General features: G+C 37.8%; 14 protein-coding genes. 1 reads left to right on the top strand and 13 read right to left on the bottom strand.

All coding sequences use genetic code 11. From position 1 onward, the window contains the following. Positions 1-29: 29 nt before the first annotated feature. Positions 30-1964 (bottom strand): T9SS type A sorting domain-containing protein, encoded by a 1935-nt coding sequence (locus V8G61_RS04855; protein WP_394874330.1) that lies wholly within the window; start codon positions 1962-1964, stop codon positions 30-32. Between the two features lie 826 nt (positions 1965-2790). Between V8G61_RS04855 and V8G61_RS04850 the strand changes: the two genes are divergently transcribed. Then, positions 2791-3195, top strand: coding sequence for a CHRD domain-containing protein (locus V8G61_RS04850; RefSeq protein WP_394874329.1), 405 nt, complete (start codon positions 2791-2793; stop codon positions 3193-3195). Positions 3196-3327: 132 nt separating this feature from the next. Here the strand turns inward: V8G61_RS04850 and V8G61_RS04845 are convergent, their stop codons facing one another. The 12 genes from V8G61_RS04845 to V8G61_RS04790 all read right to left on the bottom strand — a co-directional run bounded on the left by V8G61_RS04845 (position 3328) and on the right by V8G61_RS04790 (position 20683). Then, positions 3328-4737, bottom strand: coding sequence for a glycoside hydrolase family 27 protein (locus V8G61_RS04845; RefSeq protein WP_394874328.1), 1410 nt, complete (start codon positions 4735-4737; stop codon positions 3328-3330). Positions 4738-4748: 11 nt separating this feature from the next. Continuing rightward, complete coding sequence (locus tag V8G61_RS04840) at positions 4749-6368, bottom strand: sodium:solute symporter (RefSeq protein WP_394874327.1); 1620 nt, start codon at positions 6366-6368, stop codon at positions 4749-4751. A gap of 12 nt (positions 6369-6380) precedes the next feature. Further along, on the bottom strand, positions 6381-7562 hold the full coding sequence (locus V8G61_RS04835; protein WP_394874326.1) for an aldose epimerase family protein: 1182 nt from the start codon (positions 7560-7562) through the stop codon (positions 6381-6383). A 40-nt stretch (positions 7563-7602) separates the two neighbouring features. Then, positions 7603-9093: an L-arabinose isomerase gene (araA, locus tag V8G61_RS04830; RefSeq protein WP_394874484.1), complete on the bottom strand. Its 1491-nt coding sequence runs from the start codon at positions 9091-9093 to the stop codon at positions 7603-7605. Between the two features lie 19 nt (positions 9094-9112). Beyond that, positions 9113-9814: an L-ribulose-5-phosphate 4-epimerase gene (locus tag V8G61_RS04825; RefSeq protein WP_394874325.1), complete on the bottom strand. Its 702-nt coding sequence runs from the start codon at positions 9812-9814 to the stop codon at positions 9113-9115. Further along, positions 9798-11489 (bottom strand): ribulokinase, encoded by a 1692-nt coding sequence (locus V8G61_RS04820; protein WP_394874324.1) that lies wholly within the window; start codon positions 11487-11489, stop codon positions 9798-9800. Before V8G61_RS04820 ends, V8G61_RS04825 begins: the two co-directional genes overlap by 17 nt. Positions 11490-11561: 72 nt before the next feature. Continuing rightward, positions 11562-13592, bottom strand: a complete 2031-nt coding sequence (locus V8G61_RS04815; RefSeq protein ID WP_394874323.1) for an alpha-L-arabinofuranosidase C-terminal domain-containing protein — start codon at positions 13590-13592, stop codon at positions 11562-11564. 17 nt (positions 13593-13609) lie between these two features. Next, positions 13610-15574, bottom strand: a complete 1965-nt coding sequence (locus V8G61_RS04810) for a glycoside hydrolase family 127 protein (RefSeq protein WP_394874322.1) — start codon at positions 15572-15574, stop codon at positions 13610-13612. A gap of 3 nt (positions 15575-15577) precedes the next feature. After that, positions 15578-16564 carry an arabinan endo-1,5-alpha-L-arabinosidase gene (locus tag V8G61_RS04805; RefSeq protein ID WP_394874321.1) on the bottom strand — a complete coding sequence of 329 codons (987 nt, stop codon included), beginning with the start codon at positions 16562-16564 and terminating at the stop codon, positions 15578-15580. A 5-nt stretch (positions 16565-16569) separates the two neighbouring features. Next, positions 16570-17565, bottom strand: a complete 996-nt coding sequence (locus tag V8G61_RS04800; protein ID WP_394874320.1) for a glycoside hydrolase family 43 protein — start codon at positions 17563-17565, stop codon at positions 16570-16572. 1 nt (position 17566) lies between these two features. Beyond that, positions 17567-19105 carry an arabinan endo-1,5-alpha-L-arabinosidase gene (locus V8G61_RS04795; RefSeq protein WP_394874319.1) on the bottom strand — a complete coding sequence of 513 codons (1539 nt, stop codon included), beginning with the start codon at positions 19103-19105 and terminating at the stop codon, positions 17567-17569. A 12-nt stretch (positions 19106-19117) separates the two neighbouring features. Continuing rightward, on the bottom strand, positions 19118-20683 hold the full coding sequence (locus V8G61_RS04790) for an alpha-N-arabinofuranosidase (protein ID WP_394874318.1): 1566 nt from the start codon (positions 20681-20683) through the stop codon (positions 19118-19120). Positions 20684-20779: the final 96 nt, after the last annotated feature.

The raw sequence follows: 20779 nt of genomic DNA, 5'->3' as shown, positions 1-20779 counted from the left end.
TTTCTCAAATTCTATTTCCATTATCCAACTCATTCAACAACTAATTTTTTGTTTGTCTTTAAATTTTTGGATTGAACCATAACATTATAAACGCCGGAAGCAGAAATGAATTCCTTAATTTCATAATAGGACTTGCCGGAATAATTAAATGTTGAAATTTTTCTTCCTAACATATCAAACACGTGAACCGAGACATTTTGCGGTTCTTTTAGTCTCATTTTTATATGAAAATAGCCGTCCTTTGACTGATTAGGAAATATTTTTAATGCGGTAATATCACTTTCGGTTAACTTAATGGAATCCGAAGCTTTGCAGCCCCGGCTAGAGGTTAGCATTACAGTATATATTCCCGGTTCACTTACAGTTATACTTGGTCGATTGCTATGGAATCCATTATCGGAGGTCCAGTTATAAGTAATATAGTCCTCTGATATAAAGGTGGCATCAAGGCTAATTTCATTAGAATCCCACGAGAATTGTTTATCGGGTCCCAAATCGATATTTATCGGTACTGGAGCTTCTAAATCATAGCTGGTTTCAATTTGATTGTCGTCCTTATCGGTAACCTTTAATATATACACTCCCTCGGAGAGATCTTCTAATACATTTTCCGGGAAATTTTCCTGTAAACTGCTCCAACTGGCTTTTACCTCATTCGATTCCACCAACTGATATTCATAAGGAGGCAAACCACCTGAAGTGCTAAATATTAATTTTCCTTTTCCTGTTTCACAGCTAATGGCCTCAAATGAATCCAAGGAAGCTATTAATGGCTTTTTCAGACCAAAAGTAAACACATCACTACCGGAACCATCGGTATCCCATTTCAAATTCTTAAAGGAAATAGTTTCGTTAGTTGATTCACTGGCCTCAAAATATTCTGTGTTTTCCGAAAGAAATGTTGCCTCACCACTGCGGTCAATAACCAATAAATATTGGCTCTCATAATTTTCATTTACATTATTGAAAAGGGAAAGATTTAGTTCCAATGTCGAATTTAACTCTGAAACCAGTTCTCCGGTAGCCTGAATATTCCAAACGCGATCCATAGTTGGTACGGATGACATGTACTCCGAAGTCTCTTCAATTTTAGAATCTAGGTTATTGTCTCCCCAAACCAAATAATTCCCATCAGCGAATTCTTCAACATTATCCTTATTCGAGCCGGCCAAAGCTCCTATCGCAATGGTAATTATCGATGAACCTTCTGAGCTGTGCGATTGCTTTTGATACAAACCCGTTGCATCATCCCGTCCAATTCCTGCAATTCTATTTATATAATTTGGATTGTTGTCTATATCATAAATTTCTTTTTTCTTCGACGAAATATAATCCATTCCATTATTTAGGGTAATACCATATTTAATCCCTAAATATGTTTCAATGAGTTGCCTGTCGTCACCACTTAACAGACGGTTAAATAACAATATTTCAGCCAAATCTCCCTGAAAGATCTTATTACTATTTCCAGAAAAAGAACCAATTTTTACATGGGGTTTACCTGTTCCCACACTATCAATTATTTTGCTATACGACTGAACATAAGTGTTTAAAACGGGTACATTAATAGCTCCCTCTTCAAAACTTATTTTTTTATCGCCGTAGGTAATGTCTTTTGTTGTTAATGTAATTTTAGATTCCTGATTGTAAATACCCCATAACTCTGAGCTTTCCATAGCGTTTTTAGATTGGTACACTGTAAAAATGGTAACCTGAACTAATTCACCAACATCTTTTAAAATCTGAAAATTAGTATTCGGATTAATTAAAGAAATAACGGGATTAAAGTTTATTAAGACTTCACTTGAAGTTGTATCCTTTTTTGTTGAATCTTGTTCTTTTTGATCTAAATCCAAAGACAGCAAGCGTTCTTTAGTCAGGTGAAATTTAAGCTGATTATCTGATTGCCCGTGACACCAAAGTGTCAGCAGCAAAATGAAATAGATACAAAATTGTAATTTCATGGTATTCCAGATTAATCCAAATTCAGGACAATTAATTTTAGAAATTGCCCAATAATAAATTATAAGTAGGAAGAGCTAAAAAATCTGAAAATCAAGTGATTTGTAAACACAAAAACTACCATTGATTTGTAGATAAGGGCAAGAAAATGAGCTTATTAAAATAATTAAATTAGTAAATATTTAGCTTTACACTATGTGATGGAACACTTAATCGATAAAGCGGACCATTTAATTGTTAAAAGGGGAGTGAAATCATTTTATTTAAATAATAATTTAAAAATCCTGTTGTAAGAAGACAAAAGGATCATTCATTATTACATTAAGCTTTATATATTCAAACTATAATGAAGATGAAAACTTCATTTTCGAAATGGTAGACCCATAAAAACACTCATTCAACCACTGTTTTATTCAATCTTGTATTTTTTACAACAAGGATTCATGAGGCGTTAAAACCTTAACAACTTCAACATTTTTCGAATTAGAAGTTTATGACAAAAATCTTGAACTGATTTCTTTCTCTATTCTAGCATTTCGTCGGATTTATTTTATCGTTGTGCGGAATAATCAATTTACTATATATTTATTTGTATATTCAAGATAAGAATCTACCAATCAACACTTTCCATTTCTTCTGTTAAGAAAACAGCTTTATTAATTAAATATCAAAAATACTATGAAAACACGCATTAACATTACAAGAGGTATTTTAATAGTGGCAGTATTTTGTCTGTCATTTTACACATGCTCCACTGAGTCAATTAATATTCAAGAGGCAGCATTGAGCAATGACGCGCTATCTTCCAAAATTTCCACTGATAAGGAGATGCCAGCAAAAGCCATAGTTTTTAAAACAGAACTTTCTGGAGACAATGAAGTCCCTATGAGAGAAACTGATGCATCAGGACACGCCATTGTGCGCATTAGCCAGGACGAGAGTACGGTTCATTACGTTGTAATCGTTGAAAATATTGAAAACACTAGGGCTTCTCATTTTCACAAGGCAGCAGCTGGAGAAAATGGTGGCGTTGTGATTGGAATTTTTGGTGGACCTAAAATTGAGGGGGTTTTTACGGGTCAGCTTACTACTGGTAAAATTACATCAGAAACTATGGGAGAAGATGGAGAAAATAAACTTGCTATGTTTATTCAAGATATTAAAGATGGCAATATCTATATAAATGTTCATACCGATCAATATCCGGGAGGCGAACTTAGAGGCCAATTATAACAAACAAAAAAGAGGGCTTTGAGCCCTCTTTTTTGTTTTAATACCCCGAGAGTTAAAAGTTCAAACCTATTGGGGGATATTAAGTTGATCCTTTTGTTGAACAAAATTTAAAAGAATTTCTCTTCTCGAAATTTATTTGATTAAATCATGGATTTTGTACAAAATTGAAGCGTGAGGAGCTAATATTTTTTCAACTGTGCCATTTTCCAAGACAGATGTTTTATTATTCCACATATTAGTAATGTTAACCTTATTAGGTAAGCTGAGATCTTTTAAATCTACTGAAATGTTCAAACTATCCTTATCACCTATATTAAACAAAGCCAAATATGTAACATCTTCCTTTTTGTTCTTAGAGGTTATCGCAAGCTTTCCATCGTTCATGAAGACTTGACGAACCTCTGATCCTTCAGAATGCATTTTCAGAACCTCCTTATTTGTTAAAAGAGCATTTGTAAAGGCATCATTACTAGGCAAATCACCACCAAAAAACAAGGGTGATTTAAATATGGTAAAAAAGGTCATTAAAGTGTATTGTTCATCTTTGGTAAGTTGTGTCATACGGTCATCTCCGCGTTCTCCTCGAATAGATAATCTTCCCAAAGGAATCATATCACAATCCGGCCATGTACCATTTTTGTTATAACCATACCAACTCTGACTTACCTCCATCAAATGACGAATATGCCACCAACTATCCCAAACATCGTTCACCATACGCCACATATTGGCATGCTCATTAACGTGGACTGCATCGGCAACGGGCGTTTCTCCGGGAGAGGTACTTAAAACTATTTTCCTACCACATTGATCTATGGCTTTCCTTATAAGTTCTATTTCATTTTTGTGATACATGGGTGCCGAGAGATCATCTATTTTTACAAAATCAACTCCCCAGGCTGCATACATATCGAAAAGCGAATTATAATATTCCTGTGCGCCTGGTTTATTAGCATCAATCGTATAATTGTCTTTTAGCCATTTACATTGATTGTCTTCTGAATAAATTTGATCGGCTGTTATACCTGAAGTTCCTTTAATAGGTAATTTATGTTCTACAGCATATTTTGGAATTCCCCTCATAAGGTGTATTCCAAACTTCAATCCCATGTTGTGTATTTTATCGGCTAAAGCTTTAAACCCTTTACCCTTTTCCGCTGAAGGAAATCGTTTTATCGCAGGCAAATAGCGTCCATACGCATCAATGACATAAACAGGATTTGTTTGATTATAGCCATGAGATTTTGTGTTTTCAACGTACCAGCGAATATCAACAACCACATATTCCCAGCCAAAATCCTTCAAATTATCTGCCATATATCGGGCATTGTCTAGTACCTCATTTTCCTTAACGGTAGGCCCATAACAGTCCCAGCTGTTCCATCCCATAGGAGGTGTTTTGGCCCATTCCTTGAAATTATTAGAAATATTTAATGTCTCCGCCCCCGATTCACCCTGTGTTTTTTTACATGATTGAAAAGCCAGAATAATTACAAAAGCAATTGTTAGAACCAGCCCCTTTTGCGGTTTATAATGAATCATATGGGGACGAGTTATTTTCCATTAAAGAACCACATCACCCCAAGCACAAGCGCAATGATCAATATAGAAATAGCGATGTCAACCCAACCGTAACTGGTTTTATTATTTTGTTTTTCCTCTTCTGAAATGGTACCGAAAGTAAGATTTTCAACTTTTTCGTCTGACGGTGATTTAGTTAATAAACTCACAATAATGATTAAACCAATACAGAATAAGAAGAACCATGCCCCGAAGGTTAAAAAGTTAATATCGCCGAGTTTGAACAATATGCCATCTGGATCCAAAGAACCTTTTACAAGCTCTAGGACAATTCTAAGTGCTGCTGCCAAAAACCCAACAACCAAAGTAATATAGGCTCCCTGAGCATTGATTCTTTTGTGGAATATACCTAAAAGAAAAACTGCAGTGATCGGTGGCGCAATGTAGGATTGTACCTTTTGTAAATACTCGTAAAGCACGCCAGAAATATTAGCCATAATTGGAATCCAAATGATACCAATAATCACAACAACCACAGTAGCAATCTGTCCCGTTTTTACAAGTTTCTTCTCAGGTGTATTTGGCTTTAATTTCTTGTAAATATCAACAGTAAATAACGTTGAAACTGAATTGAATACCGAAGCCAAAGAACTCATTAGGGCCGCCAATAATCCGGCTGCCACCAAACCTCGTACACCCGAGGGCAATAAGTTACTCATCAAAACCGGGAAGGCCTCATCAGGTGAATCCCAATGTAATTCACCCCGCATTTTCATAGTTAGTGCTATCACACCGGGAATTAAGAATAAAAACACTGGAAATAATTTTAATAAAGCTCCGAATATGGTACCGCGTCTTCCCTCTTTGATATTTTTAGCTGTTAAAGCTCTTTGAACTATATATTGATCCGTACACCAATACCAAACTCCTACAATCGAACTGGTAATTAATAGTGGTAACCATGGAAACTCAGGGTCAGTCATCGGACGCCACATATTCAAATATTCAGGTGTAATTGTTTCTTTCATACTTTGCCAACCACCAACATGATCAAGACCTATAAAAGTCAATGTAGCCGCTCCAAGAATCAATACAACCGTTTGAACGGCTTCAGTATACACTACCGCCCTCATGCCTCCCAACACTGTGTAAACACCCGTTAGAACAACAGTAGCAATGGCTCCTGTCCAGAAATCGATTCCCAATAAAGCCGAAACCACAACACCACCGGCATAAATCGTAACCGAAATCTTCGTTAATACATAAGCTGCTATCGAAAAAATAGATAGAATCCATCGTGATCGGGCATCAAAACGTTTTTCAAGGAACTCCGGCATTGTAAACACACCGCTACGCGCATAAAAAGGTAAAAACACCCAACCGAGTATTAAAACAACCCAAGCCTGTATTTCATAAATTAGCATAGGTAGTTTATCTCCCGCCCCTGCTCCGGCTAAGCCTACAACATGCTCAGATCCAATATTTGAAGCAAAAATGGAAGCTCCAACTACGAACCAACCTACATTTCTACCGGCTAAAAAATAATCTTCGGTATTTGCTTGCTTTTTTCTAATTACCCAAACGGCTATACCTAACAGGACTATAAAATATAATGCAATGGCTACCCAGTCGTATAAATCTAATGTTTTCATGGTTTGGTTCCTTTATTTAGTTGAAAATTTAAATATGGTCTTTGTATCGTATGTTTCTCCCGGGTTTAAAACCACTGATGGAAAGTCTTGTTGATTTGGAGAATCCGGATAATGTTCGGTCTCTAAGCAAAAACCTGTTCTGAATTCGTATGTACCACCTTGTTTACTTGGCAAGGTTCCATTCAAGAAATTTCCAGTATATAATTGAATTCCTGGTTCATCCGTATATACTTCAAGTAACCTACCACTTTGTGGATCGTAAGCAGAGGCTGCAAATCGAATACCTTCGCCCTGTTCATTCAAAACCCAACAGTGATCGTATCCTAAACCTCTTTTTAATTGTTCATTATCTGCTTCAATATCCTGACCAATTGGCTTTGCTTTTCTAAAATCGAAAGGTGTTCCGGAAACATCCTTTAATTCACCTGTAGGTATCAATGTTTCATCTACCGGAACGAATTTATCTGCATTAATTTCAATCTGCTCATCTAAGATAGTTTTTGAAAAATCGCCTGATAAATTAAAATATGAATGTTGCGTCAGATTTATTATGGTAGGTTTGTCTGTTTTAGCCCTGTAATGTACTTCAAGTGCGTTATCATCGGTAAGAGTATAGCTTACCGTAGATTTTAAATTACCTGGATATCCTTCTTCCATATCTTTACTGAGATAAGATAACACCACAGATACTGAGGAACTATCGATCTCCTTGCTGACAACCTGCCAAACGACTTTATCAAATCCTTTCAGGCCACCATGAAGATGATTTTCACCATCATTTTGAGCCAGAGTATATTCTTTACCTTCAAGAGTAAATTTACCATTGGCAATTCTATTACCATAGCGCCCTATCAGTGCTCCAAAATAGGGTGCTCCCTTTTCATACTGGGCAAGAGATTCAAATCCCAAAACTACATCCTCTGAAACATTACTTTTATTGGGGACTTTTAGTGAGGTAATGATACCACCGTAGGTCATGAAGGTCACTTCCATACCTTTATTATTCTTAAGCGTAAATTTTTCAACGGGAATGCTATCGGTGGTCATTCCAAATGCTTCGCTGGAAATCTCTACCGGTTTTTGTTCATCGACCATAACATCAGAGGTCTCTTGCTTATTATCCTTGCACTGCACATTTAAAACGGCAAGACTCCATAAAAAGAGCAATGACAAACTTTTCATAATTAACTTCATAATCTTATCTTAGTTTAGTTTTTTACTGCTGAAATTCCCATTATCTATAATAGGCTTCATTGGTATGAATGGTATTTTTAAAGTTTCTAATGGTGGTGTCTTCATCAATAACCAAAGATTCTATGCCGGCAATTTCAGCAAAATCTTCCAATTGTTCTACAGAAACATTTTCACTATAACAAGTATGGTGTGCTCCGCCAGCTAAAATCCAAGCGGTACATGCCGTTTCAAAATCAGGTAGAGGATTCCACATAATTCTTGCTACAGGAAGTTTTGGTAAATCTTCCTTGATTTCTTCACCAATCGTTTTATTAATCAATAATCGGAATCTATTTCCAAAATCCATTAATGCAGCATTCAAAGACTCACCGGCGCGACCATTAAATACTAAACGTACAGGGTCATCCTTACCACCAATTCCTAAAGAATGTACTTCACATGAAGGTTTATGAGCGGCTAAAACAGGATCAACTTCCAACATATGTGAGCCTAAAATTCTAGGGGCAGCAGGATCTAAATGATAGGTGTAATCTTCCATAAAGGCATTACCGCCATCTAATCCTGAACCCATAACTTTCATGGCGCGCACCAAAGCAGCTGTTTTCCAATCACCTTCACCGGCAAATCCGTAACCTTTTTGCATTAAACGTTGCACCGCAATACCGGGCAATTGTTTCAGGCCATGTAAATCTTCAAAGGTGTCTGTAAAGCCTTTAAAACCTCCATCCACTAAAAATTTCTCTAATCCCAACTCAATTCTGGCAGCTTCTATCAAGGATTGTCTATTCTTTCCTCCTTTCAACAAGGATTCATCCATGTTATAGGAAGCTTCGTATTCCTGGATCAGCGCTTCAATGGCTTTATCAGAAATGGCATTATTTATAGCAACCAGATCTCCTATACCATAAGTGTTTACTGAAAATCCAAACTTGGTTTCTGCTTCCACTTTGTCACCATCGGTTACCGCTACAAATCGCATATTATCTCCAAACCGCACAAATTTTGCACCTTGCCAATCATCCCAACCAGCTGCAACCCGAGTCCATTTTCCGATTTTTTCCTGAACATTATCCGAAGCCCAATGCCCTACTACTACTTTACGATTTTTACGTAATCGGCTCACCATAAAACCAAATTCACGATCACCGTGAGCGGATTGATTTAGGTTCATAAAATCCATATCAATAGAATCCCAGGGAATATCACGATTAAACTGGGTATGCAGATGAAGCATAGGTTTTTGAAGTGCTGTTAATCCTCTGATCCACATTTTTGCTGGTGAAAAGGTATGCATCCAGGTAATAATACCGATACAATTTTCAGCCTGATTAGCTTCCGTTAAGGTGTCGTAAATTTCTTCCGTTGTTTTTACGGTCGGTTTAAAAATAACCTTAACCGGAATATGCTTTGAATCGTTTAATGATTTAGCAATTACGGTAGAATTTTCAGCAACCTGTTTCAATGTTTCAGGGCCGTATAAATGCTGACTTCCGGTGATGAACCAAACTTCTTTTTGAGATATATCAATCATGTTCTTATTCGTTTGTTTGTTATTGTCCGTAATAGGCATTTTTACCATGTTTACGCTCGTAATGTTTATTAATCAATGAATCTTTTAATCGTGGTGCGTTCGGATTAATTTGACGGGTGAGATAGGCCATTTCTGCAATTACTTCAAGGACCTTACTATTGTACACTGCCTTAGCCGCATCCTTTCCCCAGGCAAAGGGCCCGTGATTTCCAATTAATACCATTTCCACCTCTTTATAAGATAAATTCTTGTCCTTAAAACAATCTAGGATCTGAATCCCGGTATTATGCTCATAATTTCCCTTAATAAGGTCGTCGCTCATAGGTGGAGCGCAAGGAATATCAGCCGTTAAATGATCGGCATGTGTAGTGCCAAAAATTGGAATATCCATTTGGGCCTGTGCCCAGGCAACCGAGTAGGTAGCGTGTGTGTGTGCTATGCCGCCAATCTCCTCCCAATTCTTATATAAAAAGGCATGTGTTTTAGTGTCTGAGGAAGGCCTAAGTTTCCCTTCAACGATATTGTTTTCAAAATCCAGAATTACGATGTCTTCAGGTTTTAGAACCTCATAGGGCACCCCACTGGGTTTAATTGCGAAAAGACCTTCGTCTCGCTTCACCGCACTAACATTACCAAAGGTATACACGACCAAATTCAATGCATTTAGTTGCATATTAGCTTCGTAACATTCTTCTTTAAGTGATTTATAACTGGAACTCATGATTCTTTTCTTTTAAAGTATTTTCAACAAATTCAGCTAATTCCATATAGGCTTCCATTAAAGGAATATATGCTTTTACATCATCCGCTTTCGGGAAATATTCGGCTTCAAAATCACTACCCATAATTTTACTGGCTTCAATAACATTATCATAAACTCCGGCAGCAACTGCAGCATAAATTGCGGCGCCTAAGGCTGGAGCCTGATCAGATTCGGCCACTTTTATAGGCATATTCAGTACGTTTGCTAAAGTTTGCATAATGAAAGGTGATTTTCGAGCTACACCACCAATACCTATAACAGATTCTATTTTCACACCTTCACTTTCAAAGCGATCCACGATCATTTTTGAACCAAAACAAATGGCATTTACTAAAGCCTTGAAAATATGAGGTGCTTTTGTTCCTAATGAAATACCTGTGAAGGCACTTTTTAATTCCTGATTCGCATCAGGGGTTCGTCGTCCGTTCACCCAATCCAATGCCATAGGAAGGGCTTCGGAATGTTGGATCTTTTCTGCCTGTTCTGCCAAAGTTCTGATAAACTTGGCATCTAATTCTTTTTGTAATTCTTGCTTTTGTTCATCGGATAAAACATTGGATTTCATAACCAAATTTTCAATTGGCCAGGATAGAATGTTTTTAAACCAGGCAAGAACATCACCAAAGGCCGATTGCCCGGCTTCTAATCCGATCAGCCCGGGAATAACAGAACCGTTTACCTGTCCGCAAATACCGCGAACGGTTTTATCTCCAATAACCTCTTCAGGTGACACCATAATATCACATGTTGATGTCCCCATGACGCGGACAAGTGCATTATTATCGATCTTGGCTCCTACGGCACCAGAGTGAGCATCGAAGGTTCCAACGGCTATAACTGTTTTAGTTGTTAATCCCAGTTTCTTTGCCCAGACTTCGTTTAAATACCCGGCAATTTCATCAGAGGTAAAAGTTTCTTCATAGAGGTCATCACGCAATTCCGCTAAATACGGATCCAATTGACCTAAGAAGGCTTTATCCGGTAGTCCACCCCAGCTCTCATGCCACATGGCTTTATGACCTGCCGCGCAGCGACTTCTTTTAAATGCTTTTAAATCTTTATGGTCAGCTAACAGATAGGTGACGAAATCGCAATGTTCCATCCAGGTATAGGTAGCGTCTTTAACCGCTTTATCTTCCCTAGCGACATGTAAAATTTTAGCCCAAAACCACTCAGAAGAATAAATCCCACCTTCATATTTTGTGTAATCTTCACCACCCCAACTTCTGGCTAGATCATTAATTTCATTAGCCTCTTTAACAGCCGTATGATCTTTCCATAAAATCATCATGGCATTAGGGTTTTCCTTGAAGCCATCAACAAGTGCTAAGGGCGTACCATCATTAGTTATTGGCATAGGTGATGACCCTGTAGTATCAATACAAATACCAACTACGGTTTCCGGATTAACATCGCTCTGCTTCATTACTGAAGTGATGGTATGCTCTAACCCCTCAATATGATCCAAAGGATGCTGGCGAAATTGATTTTTGGCCGGCACACAATATTTTTGTGCTTTCCAACGCGGATACCAGAAAACTTCAGAAGCTAGTTCTGCTCCATTCTGTGTATCGATCAAAACAGCTCTTACTGAATCAGAACCATAATCTAATCCGATGACGTAATTTTTCATTTAAAATCGGTTTTGTAAAAAACAAATATAATATTTTTATTTCTACAAGTGTAAAAAAAACACTTATATTTTTTAGTTTAATTCTAAACTTAAAATCGTAAAGGATTGAGCTGCTAAATTCAATTGTGCTTGATGACCTTCCGAATTAAATTCAGCCTCTACGGGACTAATATTATCAGGTTTTTCAAATGAATTAACATCCGACAACTCAGGACTAGTTAAAGTCAATGTTTTCCCCTTTGATTTAACATCTCCTCCTGATAGATCAATAGAAACATTTTGTGCCTTATCTGAGGTATTCACCAATTTGATAATGAGCTTATTTTTGTTACTATCCTTAACTACTGTGGCATAAAGATTTTCTTGTCCGGTAAGGGCTTTACCATCTTTGGTAATTTTTAGTAGATCGGTACCCGGATTAGTTGAATACATTTTTTGAACATGATAATTAGGAGTCCCATACGAAGTCAAATTATTAAACCAAATGAGATCGGGTGTCCATTGCCAACCCTCCTCATGCGCCATTAAGGGTGCGTAGGATGATAAATGAACCACCTCAGCATTACGCTCCAGCCCCGTCATAAAGGCGGCTTCCGATAGCGCACATTCCCAATTGTTCTTATTATCCGGACTTGCAATTGCCACACTTTGGGCAGCATATTCACCTGCAAATATTTTCGGTCCACTTCTATCGTACTCATCATAACGCGTTGCATTATCTCTAAACCATTGTGGTGGCTTATAATAGTGCTCATCAACGATCTCAGCATCAAGCTTTTTCAATTCTTCCCAGCCGTAATCAAAATAATCTCCTTCCGGGAAAGGTCCACTACCCGAAACAATAATCATGTCAGGGTATTTCGACTTAATAGCTTTAGCAAATACCTTGTAACGTTCAATATAAGCTGGTCCCCACTGCTCATTACCTACACCAATATATTTCATATTAAAAGGTTCAGGGTGTCCCATATCGCTACGTACTCTTCCCCACGGGGTATCTACAGCACCATTTGCAAACTCAATAAGGTCCAGAGCATCCTGAACATAAGGGTCGAGTTCCTCCATTGGAACCAATTCTCCGGTATTAAATTGGCAAGCAATTCCGCAACTTAATATAGGAAGTGGCTCAGCTCCAAGATCTTCAGATAACTGGAAGTACTCAAAAAATCCTAAGCCAAAACTTTGATAATAATCCGGTGTTGGTCTATGATCAAATTCTGTGTTCCATCTGTTCACTAATATTTCACGATCTTCCATAGGTCCAACCGTTTTTTTCCATTGATATCGTCTGGCCAGGGTTCTTCCTTCTACGATACAACCACCCGGAAATCTTAAAAACCCGGGATTTAAATCAGCCAATAATTGAACAAGGTCTTTCCGTAAACCATTTTTTCTACCTTTCCAGGTGTCTTCCGGGAATAAAGAGATCATATCCAGGTCTATGACTCCGGTTCCCTTGAACATGATTTTTAATTTTGCCTTTTTTTCAGTTTTACTCGCCGTTATTTGCGAGGTGAAGGTGTTCCATTCGGTTCCCTTGGGTTCAATCATCGTTTCTCCAATAGCTTCTCCATTAGAATCTACCAGTTGAAAATGAATTTCCTGAATATTTCCGGATTGTTTTGCGGCTTTCACAGATATATTATATTTCGCATCCTGTTTTACTCCCATACCACGGAAGCCCTCATTTTCCAAAACATAGCCTTGATCATTTTTAACTTCAACACGCGCATAATTATGGTTTCCTGTGGTGCCTTTCCGTTTAATAACAGTCATAAAACCAGAATTTGTATTCAGGTTGTGCCTATCACTATTTGGCTCCAACCAACCCATTTTAGGCAGGGTAAATTCAAAAGAACGGTTCTTAACCATTTCCGCATATAATCCGCCATCAGCAGCAAAATTGATATCTTCAAAGAAAACGCCATACATCGTAGGTTGAATTTTGATTCCGGTATCTTTAAAATCTACTTTAAGATCCGTAGTACTTCCTGCGCTATACTCTGTATCGGTATTTTCATTTGTTGAAGTGTCCTTACATCCAGACACACTTCCGGCTATTACTATTGTCCACAGGACAAATTTTAAAACTGACTTGACCATTTTTTCTTCGTTTTTATTTAATTTTTATTTTCAGGCAACCAAACCTTCATTTTATTCACGCCTCTGTTCGACCATGAATAATATGGGATCGCCTTGAAATTATTCCAGCTAATAGTGTTTATTCCATTTAGCATATTTTCATATTGAACATAAAACTCATCCTTAGGAGATACTGTAAGCGTATCAAAATCCGGATTATCAATACTTTCTACTACGTAAACCAAGGGGCCATATTCCAAGGAAATTTTATCCTGATCTTCGACTACTTTCGGATTGGCCCTTACTGTCCTTACAGCCATTGGTAATTGAATTATAACCGTATCATCTTCCTTCCATTCGCGAGTAATTTCAAAATAACCATTCTTAATCTCAGTATTTAATTCCTTCCCATTCAAGATCAGCGAGGGCTGGAGTTCCAAAGGCCTGGAATATTCGTAAAGATCACCTGGCAATACTTCATTTCTACTCCAACCGGGAATTCTAAGTTTTAGGGTGAACGTTGTTTTTGTTTTAGGTGAAATACTAAGGCTTATATTGCCGTCCCAAGGATAGTTTGTACTTTGAGAAATTTCTATATTGTTTCCATTAAAATCGATATCGGCCTGACTTGAGGCATATAAGTTTACATAAATATCCTTCTCTGATTTTGAATAAATCAAACCTGGTATGGATGGTATGAATCGAATTAAATTTGTTGGACAACACGAACAATCGAACCAAGATTTTCGCGTACAGGCTCCTTGATTAAATTTATAAACTCCATCAGATTCCAGAGCATTCGGATAGAAAAAATTTGTTCCATCTAGGGATAATCCAGAAATTAAACCATTGTACATGGTACGCTCAATGACATCAAAATACTTAACATCACCATATAAATTAAATAGCCTATGATTCCAATAAACATCACCTATAGCAGCACACGTCTCATTATAGGCTGTTAAATTTGGTAATTCGTAATTTTCACCAAAAGCTTCCCCGTCATGCTTAGCTCCTATACCACCGGTTACATACATCTTCTTGTAAACCATATTATGCCATAAATTATTTACGGCCTCTGCATAAAGACTATCATGTTCCAAGGCCGCTATATCCGTCATGGCAGCATACATGTAAACCGCTCTTACAGCATGGCCTACCACCTCATCTTGGAGAATAACCGGAACATGATCTTGAGAATAAGCGCCGAATAATTTATGGTTTTCAGCATTACCACGGTTGTCTAAAAAGTACTTGGCCAGATCTATATATGCCTTTTTACCTGTAATTTGATAAAGCTTTATCAAACCTGATTCAATAATCTGATGACCCGGAACGGCCTTTATCTGTCCTTCACCATCACCAAATGTTTTGACCATCAGGTCGGCATTTTTTAAAGCGATGTTCAGGAAGTTTCGTTTACCTGTCGCTTTGTAATGAACCGAGGCCGCTTCGTATAAATGGCCGGCATTGTATAACTCATGACTCATAAACAGACCATCCCATCGTTTGCCTTCTTCCACCGGCACCCATGGCGCTGGTGGTTTGGCTCGATTTATGGTTCTCCAGGTAGTAAGGTAACCATCCTTTTCCTGACCAATTTTAACGATCCCGATCAAAGAATCTAATAAAGTTTCAAGTTTTTTATTTGGTGCACTTATAAGCGAATTGGAAGCCCCTTCTATAATTTTATAGACATCAGTATCATCAAAAGGCATAGCCCCTTTAACGCTCCCTGCTATTTTTCCTCCGGCAATTAAAAAATTATCCAAACGACCTTCTTCTTCACATTTTCCAATAGCATAGGCGATCGTTTTTTCCTGAACCCGCTTTATAATGGGTAACCAAAATGAATCTGTAACTCTAACATGCTGAATATCTACAGGGTTTATAATATATCCCGTATTCACAGATTTTGATTCCGGTTGTTTTTCACTGTTTTGACAGGAAAAAATTAAGACCGGAAATAAAAAAAGGATATAATATAAAGACTTTGTTAGCATTCTTTAATTATTAGGTATTAAGACAGGCCAACCATCAACCCATTCAACTTGTTTCACGATCAATTTTGGTTTAGCACCATCTTTAGCATCATAACCATGACTGAAAAAATAATCCACACCATCAAAAGTGTAAACACTATTATGTCCTATGCCATACCAATATTTATTACCTTCAATAACTAAGGTTCCACCACCTTCATTAAGTTCTTTTCCAGATTTATCGACATAAGGACCGATAACATTTTTAGAACGTCCTACAACAACCTTATAGGTGCTTTCAGGTCCTCGGCAACATAAGTCCCAGGACAAAAACAAGTAATAGTAACCCTCTTTTTCAAAAATAAAAGGGGCTTCTAAAGCCGCATCGCCGGGATCTTTATCATCAATTCCGAAGCTTCGTTCTCTTTTAGCAATTGTGTACCATTCCTGAGGTTGAGCGATAGACAATAAATCCTTATTGAGTTTTACTATTTTTAAACCTTCCCAAAAAGAACCAAAGGATAACCAAGGCGTTCCGTTAGCATCAAAAATTAAATTTGGATCGATCGCATTCCACATGTCGCGGTTCGGGATCGATTCAATCACTATTCCGTGATCTACCCAGTTATAATTTTCATCTTCAGGATCGATGGTTTTATTGGTAACTACGCCAATGGCGGAAGTATTCTTCGCGAAAGCTGAAATTGAATAATACACAAAATATTGCCCATTATGATAAGATACATCTGGAGCCCAGATATGATTTTTAAAATCAGAAACAATGGCATCCGTCCATTCCGGTTTTGTATCAAAAATAGCCGGCATTTTGGTCCAGGATTTTAAATCCTTTGAACTATATGAACCAATACCTCTTCCGGTACAAAACAAGTAAAAGGTATCACCCTGTTTCGCTACAACAGGATCATGAACCACAGGACTTTCGGTTTGAGCCGATGCAACTATTGTGAAGATCATGATACTTGCCGCAATAAAATTATTAAGTTTTTCCATAGTCCTTATTTTTGAATTCCTTCCGAAGTCATAACCACCCTTTGTAGGGTACCATCTTCATTAGAGTGCAGTGGATCGATACACACCGAGCGCCTGAAACTCCCTCCATTTGGCTGAATACCTCCGTTATGATAAATAAAATAATCTTGTTCCTTAAAGGAAATAATAGCCTGATGATTTGTGTTACTGTTCCCAGCTACTTCATTCAGAATACCTTTATATTCCCAGGGTCCTTCAATGGATCTGCTCATGGCATAGGCTGTTTTTTCAGGAAACTCATAGGCATAGGATAAATAATACCAATCTCCCTTTTTGTGAACCCACGGAGCTTCAGTAAAATTTGGAAGTTCAATTGTTTTGATTTCACCATCCAATTCAATCATATTATCCTTTAGTTTAGCATAATAACAAACTGTGTTTCCCCAAAATAAATAGGCCTGACCATTATCATCAATAATTACAGAAGGGTCAATATCATCCCATCGGATATCAGTGTCCTTGGTCATATCATTAGTAATCAATGCTTTGCCTAAAGCGTCTTTAAACGGACCTATTGGACTATCTGCTACGGCGACTCCAATAGCTTTTCCGAAATTGGATTCATCATGCTCTATAGATATATACCAGTAAAATTTTCCGCCCTTCTCGATCACCTGCCCGGCCCATGCATCGCCAATGGCCCATTTAAAATCTGTAACTTTCAGAGGTACGGGGTGTGATTTCCAATCGACCATATTTTCTGATGAAAATACGAGCCAATCATTCATTTTATAGAAATGAAAATCGTTTGGAGCTTCATCGTGACCTGTATACAGGTAGACAGAATCCTTGTAAACCAAGGCGGCAGGATCAGCTGTAAAAACATCCTTAATAATGGGATTATTTATAGCTTTAGCCTCACTAGGTGATTTACTTGATTCACTGACAATGACCGAGTCATTTACCTCATTCTTACAGGTAAAAAAACACAGAATACAACATATACCTATTACATATTTCATCTTATTGAATTTTCTTAGCCCAAACAGCTGTTCCCTCATTATTCAGTCCTGAAAACAAAATTGTAGATTCAACTCTATTTTCCCAGTCTCTACCACGTTCTACATACAACTTATCCGTAAATCCATTAGCCCAATTCAATGTTAACCAAGGTGAAGTATACGTCCAAGTATTATTTGAATCACCGTTTATAGTGCCATCCGATGCTAATTCCAAGCTAATTGACGTCTGAAAATCAGGCGAGATTTGCTCGTTGGCGTAACCCGGAGTAACTGAGTAACCCATTACAATTTGTTCATAGGTTCCTGCAAGATCTGAATCAGAGATTGTGGCTTGTCCAACATTAGCATAACGTTCCGGTGACACTATAGGCCAACCGTCCTCAGTCCAGTGTATTTTTCGAATGTGTAAATTCATGAAAAAGCTGTTAATACCAGGTCGACCCTGGTGCGCCATGTAATATTGCCCAGCCCCATCATTAAAAACAGCGGGATGCGAAACCCCTTGCCAACCGGAATGACCATTAAATTGGTAAGGTGCTAATATCATTGGCACATTATCGACGTCCGTATTGATATCTAATCCATTGAAATCATAAAAAGGTCCATCTGGGTTTTCACTTCGGCCTACCCGAACATTGTATTTGGTTTGGAGCCAATCATAAGAAATGAACATGTAATACATACCCAAGTCTGAATTATAGATGACCTCAGGACCTTCAATATTTCCATTGATGAATCCGCCTGTAAATCCACGTTGCGCTATGCGAAGACCCTTATTTCCATTTACCATGGCCAAGCCGGTATCCGGATTTAATTTAAGCTTGTAAATACCGTCCCAGGCAGAGCCGTAATAGAACCAATGTTCTCCCGAAGGCGTAACTACAACAGTTGGATCGATAGCATTGGTCTGAACAGTTCCATCAGCTTCTGAGGTAACGACCAAACCTTTTTCTAACCACGGGCCTTCCGGGCTATCCGACGTAGCTAAACCTATGACACTTAAACGACCGACAGAGGACGACAGAGAATAATACAATCGATATTCATCTCCCACTTTCATAACGTAAGGTGCCCACAAGGAATTGAATGGCTCTGTACCTTTACTACGAATAAAATTAGCCCCTAAAGAAGGTAACCCATTAAAAGCCCAGCCAACCCAGGTCCAGTTAATTAAATTTTGAGATTTTCTGATCTGAATTCCTGGTCGTACCGCCGAACCAAAAGAAACATCGGTATTGTAGCAATAATATGTATCACCATCTTTTATTATGGACGGGTCATGCACATTATAAGGCCCCCAATCGACCACATTTTCAACTCCGGCCACATCATAATAAGTATCTTCAATATTATCAACGGTGTAAACTTTTGCCGTTGGCTGTGGTGTTGGTTCAGGATCAGGTGTAGGGTCCGGCTGACCTCCAGGTTCTACCGGATTATCCTTCGAACAACTGCTCATAACCAGAGTTAAACCAAGCAAGAGCTTTAAAACAATTTTAATATTTAAACTTTTAAAATTAGAACTTTTGAACTTTTTCATTGCAATTATTTATTATTTTCCTTCCAGCATAACCACTGAAAAAGGAGGTATTGTTATTGAAATTTCACCTTTTTTAAATTTGAAATTTTTGTAAGATTGAATTTGTATTTTATCGGAATCATCAAATGAGTTATAATCTTGAAGCTTATCAGAAGTGATGATTGTTGCCGTAAAATCCTTTATTCCTAAATCATTACAGTTGATAGTTACCGAATTATCTTTATTGGCATCGATGTTTACAATAGACATGTGAACCGTACCATCCTGATCCTTGGATGCTGAGGCCGAAATAGCCGGCAGGGACTCCCCGTTGTAAGTGTACTTTGGAGATTCAAAATCAAGCAGTAATAATTTTGCATCCTGATGCACAGCATACATTTTCATAACGTAATAGGTTGGTGTTAGTATGAGTTTTTCGCCCTTAGTAAGAATAACAGCCTGAAGAACGTTTACGGTTTGCGCGAGGTTAGCCATTTTTACGCGGTCCGCATGGTTATTAAAAATATTCAGAGTAGCTCCTGCAATCATGGCATCACGCATAGTGTTCTGTTGATATAAAAACCCAGGATTTGTACCTTCTTGGACATCATACCATCCACCCCATTCATCTACGACCATATCAACGCGATGATCTGGATCATATTTATCCATAATGGCCGCATGCTCGGTTACTAATTCCTCCATCCATAAAGCAGAACGCATGGTTTTAAAATATTGCTCCTCATTATAATCTACCGCATCACCCTTATTACTCCATTGAACAGTAGCGTAATGATGTAGAGCAATGCCACCTAACATATGATGCGGAATATTCTTCATTAAGGTTTCAGTCCAGTGGTAATCATCATTATTGGCGCCGGAAGCGATTCTAACTAACCCACCGGTGTTCTCCCAATCGGCCAAAAAGGTGGCATATTTACGGTATTCATTAGCATAGTATTCAGCAGTCATATGGCCACCACAACCCCAAGCTTCATTACCAATACCCCAGTATTTTACTTTCCAAGGTTCAATTCTTCCATTCTCTTTTCTGAGATCACTCATTGGGCTGATCCCACCAAAATTGGTGTATTGTACCCAATCTGCTAATTCTTGCACGGTGCCACTTCCAACATTCCCTGATAAATATGGCTCCGTTTCAAGCACTTCACACAGGTTTAAAAAATCATGAGTCCCAAAACTGTTATCTTCGGTAACTCCACCCCACCATTTATTCACTATGGTAGGTCTGTCTTCTTTTGGACCAATCCCGTCTTTCCAATGATAGGTATCAGCAAAACAGCCACCAGGCCATCTTAAATTTGGAATTTCTAAAGCTTTTAAAGCAGAAATAATATCCTTTCTAACGCCGGCGATGTTGGGAATTTTAGAGGTGTCACCAACATAAATACCATCATAGATACAGCGTCCTAAATGCTCGGCGAAATGACCGTATATGTTTTTATTAATGATTGGCGCCTGATCAGTGTCCTGAATAGAAATAATTACATTATTATCCTGACCAAAACTACTTATAGTTGAAAAAAATAAAGCTATAGCAACTTTAAATAGATTCGTTTTTAAATGTGATAGTATCATTGTTTTAGTTTAAATTATGTCTTTTCGGTTCGGTTTTTCTAGTTGGTTTAAAGGATGTATTATTGATAAAATATACACAAGTGTAATTTATACACT

It is taken from the genome of Gaetbulibacter sp. M240 (assembly GCF_043876815.1).
In the GTDB taxonomy this organism is placed as follows: domain Bacteria; phylum Bacteroidota; class Bacteroidia; order Flavobacteriales; family Flavobacteriaceae; genus Gaetbulibacter_A.
Note: the sequence above shows the minus strand (reverse complement) of the source record. Positions and strands in the feature narration are given on the sequence as shown.